This is a genomic window from Herbaspirillum sp. LeCh32-8, from assembly GCF_017814915.1.
Classification (GTDB): Bacteria; Pseudomonadota; Gammaproteobacteria; order Burkholderiales; family Burkholderiaceae_D; genus Herbaspirillum.
The window spans coordinates 1-5,793 of sequence record NZ_JAGIPZ010000027.1; the positions used below are offsets into that span (position 1 = coordinate 1).

At 50.3% G+C, this 5,793-nt stretch carries 2 tRNA genes and 3 rRNA genes; all 5 read right to left on the minus strand.

Annotation, left to right across the window (positions count from 1 at the left end):
- Window positions 1-60 precede the first annotated feature (60 nt).
- A 5S ribosomal RNA gene (gene rrf / locus J8I26_RS22455) occupies window positions 61-173 on the minus strand.
- Window positions 174-334: 161 nt separating this feature from the next.
- Window positions 335-3,207 (minus strand): 23S ribosomal RNA (locus J8I26_RS22460).
- A gap of 282 nt (window positions 3,208-3,489) precedes the next feature.
- A tRNA-Ala gene (locus J8I26_RS22465) sits at window positions 3,490-3,565 on the minus strand.
- A 7-nt stretch (window positions 3,566-3,572) separates the two neighbouring features.
- Window positions 3,573-3,649, minus strand: a tRNA-Ile gene (locus J8I26_RS22470).
- 108 nt (window positions 3,650-3,757) lie between these two features.
- A 16S ribosomal RNA gene (locus J8I26_RS22475) occupies window positions 3,758-5,290 on the minus strand.
- Together the 16S, 23S and 5S rRNA genes with 2 tRNA genes alongside form the textbook arrangement of a ribosomal RNA operon.
- Window positions 5,291-5,793 lie beyond the last annotated feature (503 nt).

The window sequence follows — 5,793 nt, forward strand, 5'->3', positions numbered from 1 at the left end:
TGGGAGCGCAAAAGCAAAAACCCCACCATCGTGTGATGGTGGGGTTATGCGGAGTAACAAGCCTGACGATGACCTACTTTCACACTGGTTGCAGCACTATCATCGGCGCGAAGTCGTTTCACGGTCCTGTTCGGGATGGGAAGGGGTGGTACCAACTTGCTATAGTCATCAGGCATAACTTGTAGTGTTATTTGCTCCTTAGAGGGCAGCAAACAACGCAATCTGGGAAGAAGTATTAATTCATTTAGTGTAGTCAGGGTTGACTACTGGGTGTGATGCGTCGAGGGCAAACACACAATATGCTCAACTTGGTCTATAACCGAGCTAATGTTATAGGAACAAGCCGCACGGGCAATTAGTATCAGTTAGCTTAACGCATTACTGCGCTTCCACACCTGACCTATCAACGTCCTGGTCTCGAACGACCCTTTAGGGGAATCTAGTTCCCGGGAAGTCTCATCTCAAGGCGAGTTTCCCGCTTAGATGCTTTCAGCGGTTATCTCTTCCGAACTTAGCTACTCGGCAATGCCACTGGCGTGACAACCGATACACCAGAGGTTCGTCCACTCCGGTCCTCTCGTACTAGGAGCAGCCCCCTTCAAACTTCCAACGCCCACGGCAGATAGGGACCAAACTGTCTCACGACGTTTTAAACCCAGCTCACGTACCACTTTAAATGGCGAACAGCCATACCCTTGGGACCGGCTACAGCCCCAGGATGTGATGAGCCGACATCGAGGTGCCAAACTCCCCCGTCGATATGAACTCTTGGGAGGAATCAGCCTGTTATCCCCAGAGTACCTTTTATCCGTTGAGCGATGGCCCTTCCATACAGAACCACCGGATCACTATGTCCTACTTTCGTACCTGCTCGACTTGTCAGTCTCGCAGTTAAGCACGCTTATGCCATTGCACTATTAGCACGATGTCCGACCGTACCTAGCGTACCTTCGAACTCCTCCGTTACACTTTGGGAGGAGACCGCCCCAGTCAAACTGCCTACCATGCACTGTCCCCGATCCGGATAACGGACCAAGGTTAGAACCTCAAACAAACCAGGGTGGTATTTCAAGGTTGGCTCCATAGGAACTAGCGTCCCTACTTCAAAGCCTCCCACCTATCCTACACAGATTGGTTCAAAGTCCAATGCAAAGCTACAGTAAAGGTTCATGGGGTCTTTCCGTCTAGCCGCGGGTAGATTGCATCATCACAAACATTTCAACTTCGCTGAGTCTCGGGAGGAGACAGTGTGGCCATCGTTACGCCATTCGTGCAGGTCGGAACTTACCCGACAAGGAATTTCGCTACCTTAGGACCGTTATAGTTACGGCCGCCGTTTACTGGGACTTCAATCAAGAGCTTGCACCCCATCATTTAATCTTCCAGCACCGGGCAGGCGTCACACCCTATACGTCCACTTTCGTGTTTGCAGAGTGCTGTGTTTTTATTAAACAGTCGCAGCCACCATTTTATTGCAACCCTTTTGTCCTTCTGGCGCAGGCCAGTCAAACTACTTGGGCGTACCTTATCCCGAAGTTACGGTACCAATTTGCCGAGTTCCTTCTCCCGAGTTCTCTCAAGCGCCTTAGAATACTCATCTCGCCCACCTGTGTCGGTTTGCGGTACGGTCTCGTTAGACTGAAGCTTAGAGGCTTTTCTTGGAACCACTTCCGATTGCTTCGCGAACAAGTTCGCTCGTCTCACACCCTTGAATTACGCTGCCGGATTTGCCTAACAGCCTTCTTCGATGCAAAAACCGACTATTCCAACAGTCGGACAACCTTCCGCGATCCGTCCCCCCATCGCATCTAACGACGGTGCAGGAATATTAACCTGCTTCCCATCAGCTACGCATCTCTGCCTCGCCTTAGGGGCCGACTCACCCTGCTCCGATGAACGTTGAACAGGAAACCTTGGGCTTACGGCGTGCGGGCCTTTCACCCGCATTATCGCTACTCATGTCAGCATTCGCACTTCTGATACCTCCAGCATCCTTTACAAGACACCTTCACAGGCTTACAGAACGCTCTCCTACCATATGCTTACGCATATCCGCAGCTTCGGTGACTGGCTTAGCCCCGTTACATCTTCCGCGCAGGACGACTCGATCAGTGAGCTATTACGCTTTCTTTAAAGGATGGCTGCTTCTAAGCCAACCTCCTGACTGTTTTAGCCTTCCCACTTCGTTTTCCACTTAGCCAATCTTTGGGACCTTAGCTGGCGGTCTGGGTTGTTTCCCTCTTGACGTCGGACGTTAGCACCCGGCGTCTGTCTCCCAAGCTCGCACTCATCGGTATTCGGAGTTTGCAATGGTTTGGTAAGTCGCGATGACCCCCTAGCCATAACAGTGCTCTACCCCCGATGGTGATACTTGAGGCACTACCTAAATAGTTTTCGGAGAGAACCAGCTATTTCCAAGTTTGTTTAGCCTTTCACCCCTATCCACAGCTCATCCCCTAATTTTTCAACATTAGTGGGTTCGGTCCTCCAGTGCGTGTTACCGCACCTTCAACCTGGCCATGGATAGATCACTTGGTTTCGGGTCTACACCCAGCGACTGAACGCCCTATTCGGACTCGATTTCTCTACGCCTTCCCTATTCGGTTAAGCTTGCCACTGAATGTAAGTCGCTGACCCATTATACAAAAGGTACGCAGTCACCCCTTTCGAGGCTCCTACTGTTTGTATGCACACGGTTTCAGGATCTATTTCACTCCCCTTCCGGGGTTCTTTTCGCCTTTCCCTCACGGTACTGGTTCACTATCGGTCGATTACGAGTATTTAGCCTTGGAGGATGGTCCCCCCATATTCAGACAGGATTTCACGTGTCCCGCCCTACTTGTCGCAAGCTTAGTTCCACACTACTGATTTCGCATACGGGGCTATCACCCACTATGGCCGGACTTTCCATTCCGTTTTGCTATCAATAATGCTAAATCTTGCAGGCTGTTCCCATTTCGCTCGCCACTACTTTGGGAATCTCGGTTGATTTCTTTTCCTGTAGCTACTTAGATGTTTCAGTTCGCCACGTTCGCTTCGTTACCCTATGTATTCAGATAACGATGACCTAAAAGGCCGGGTTTCCCCATTCGGAAATCTGCGGATCAAAGCTTGTTTGCCAGCTCCCCGCAGCTTATCGCAAGCTACTACGTCCTTCATCGCCTGTAATCGCCAAGGCATCCACCATGTGCACTTATTCACTTGTTCCTATAACGTTAGCCTCTGTTGCCAGAGCGCTATAGAAATAAAGTTGAGTATTTAGCGTTTGCCGTATTGCCAAAGTAAGTCTTCTAATTGCTAAGATCACTTCGTAATACTTTGATTGATACAATCACACCCATTTTTACTTTCGCAAGAACCGAAGTCCTGGCGATCGTTTAAATGAATCTTTACTTCTTCCAGATTGTTAAAGAACAAAAACAGCCATTAGTCTAAAAGACCAAACCTAAATCACAACGCCAGCGGCGCCGACTTAGGTTTGATATTTCTTGGTGGAGGTTGACGGGATCGAACCGACGACCCCCTGCTTGCAAAGCAGGTGCTCTCCCAGCTGAGCTAAACCCCCGAAACCTTGGTGGGTCTGGTTGGGCTCGAACCAACGACCCCCGCGTTATCAACACGGTGCTCTAACCAGCTGAGCTACAGACCCGCTTGGATCAGTATCAGTAGCCGGTCATACTTGACCGTGCTTCACCAAATAACTGTTCTTTGAATTACAGCCGATAAGTGTGGACGCTTAACTTCGTGCGCACTCTAGAAAGGAGGTGATCCAGCCGCACCTTCCGATACGGCTACCTTGTTACGACTTCACCCCAGTCACGAATCCTACCGTGGTGAGCGCCCTCCTTACGGTTAGGCTACCCACTTCTGGTAAAACCCGCTCCCATGGTGTGACGGGCGGTGTGTACAAGACCCGGGAACGTATTCACCGCGACATGCTGATCCGCGATTACTAGCGATTCCAACTTCATGGAGTCGAGTTGCAGACTCCAATCCGGACTACGATACACTTTCTGGGATTAGCTCCCCCTCGCGGGTTGGCGGCCCTCTGTATGTACCATTGTATGACGTGTGAAGCCCTACCCATAAGGGCCATGAGGACTTGACGTCATCCCCACCTTCCTCCGGTTTGTCACCGGCAGTCTCATTAGAGTGCCCTTTCGTAGCAACTAATGACAAGGGTTGCGCTCGTTGCGGGACTTAACCCAACATCTCACGACACGAGCTGACGACAGCCATGCAGCACCTGTGTGAAGGTTCTCTTTCGAGCACTCCCAAATCTCTTCGGGATTCCTTCCATGTCAAGGGTAGGTAAGGTTTTTCGCGTTGCATCGAATTAATCCACATCATCCACCGCTTGTGCGGGTCCCCGTCAATTCCTTTGAGTTTTAATCTTGCGACCGTACTCCCCAGGCGGTCTACTTCACGCGTTAGCTGCGTTACCAAGTCAATTAAGACCCGACAACTAGTAGACATCGTTTAGGGCGTGGACTACCAGGGTATCTAATCCTGTTTGCTCCCCACGCTTTCGTGCATGAGCGTCAGTGTTATCCCAGGGGGCTGCCTTCGCCATCGGTATTCCTCCACATATCTACGCATTTCACTGCTACACGTGGAATTCTACCCCCCTCTGACACACTCTAGCCGTGCAGTCTCAAATGCAATTCCCAGGTTGAGCCCGGGGATTTCACATCTGACTTACACAACCGCCTGCGCACGCTTTACGCCCAGTAATTCCGATTAACGCTTGCACCCTACGTATTACCGCGGCTGCTGGCACGTAGTTAGCCGGTGCTTATTCTTCAGGTACCGTCATTAGTCGAGGATATTAGCCTCAACCGTTTCTTCCCTGACAAAAGAGCTTTACAACCCGAAGGCCTTCTTCACTCACGCGGCATTGCTGGATCAGGGTTGCCCCCATTGTCCAAAATTCCCCACTGCTGCCTCCCGTAGGAGTCTGGGCCGTGTCTCAGTCCCAGTGTGGCTGGTCGTCCTCTCAGACCAGCTACTGATCGTCGCCTTGGTAGGCTTTTACCCCACCAACTAGCTAATCAGATATCGGCCGCTCCAGGAGCATGAGGTCTTGCGATCCCCCACTTTCATCCGTAGATCGTATGCGGTATTAGCTAATCTTTCGACTAGTTATCCCCCACTCTAGGGCACGTTCCGATATATTACTCACCCGTTCGCCACTCGCCATCAGGAGCAAGCTCCTATGCTGCCGTTCGACTTGCATGTGTAAGGCATGCCGCCAGCGTTCAATCTGAGCCAGGATCAAACTCTTTAGTTTAATCTCTGTTTTGCGTCATTTCTGACTACCCCGAAGGGCATCGCTCTCTCAAAATACTGACAGGTAATTTCTTGCGAACTTACCTATATTTCTTGTGAGCATTTAATATTTAAAGTTTCCAGAACCGAAGTCCTGTCGCTCTCCATTAAACGCCCACGCTTATCGGCTGTTAATTTTTAAAGATCTTGTCTGCGCATCCGGCGGCGCCGTTTGCGTCGCTGGCAAATCGTTTTGTTTGTCAGCAGCAGAGAAACGAGATTATGAAGCTGTTTTTGAATCGCGTCAACTACTGTTTTCGCTTTTTCTTAAATTTTTTATCTCGGCGCTTTCAACTTCCTGCTTCGATAAATCATTTAAAAACACTTAAAAACTCACCTGCTTCGCGCCTTCACATCGGCTCTTCTTTCGTTTCGCTTTTGTGCGTCGCGTCAGCAGGGGGCGAACTATAGCAACGCCCCACACACCGCGCAAGTACTTTTTGAAAAATAAGCAAAATAATTTAC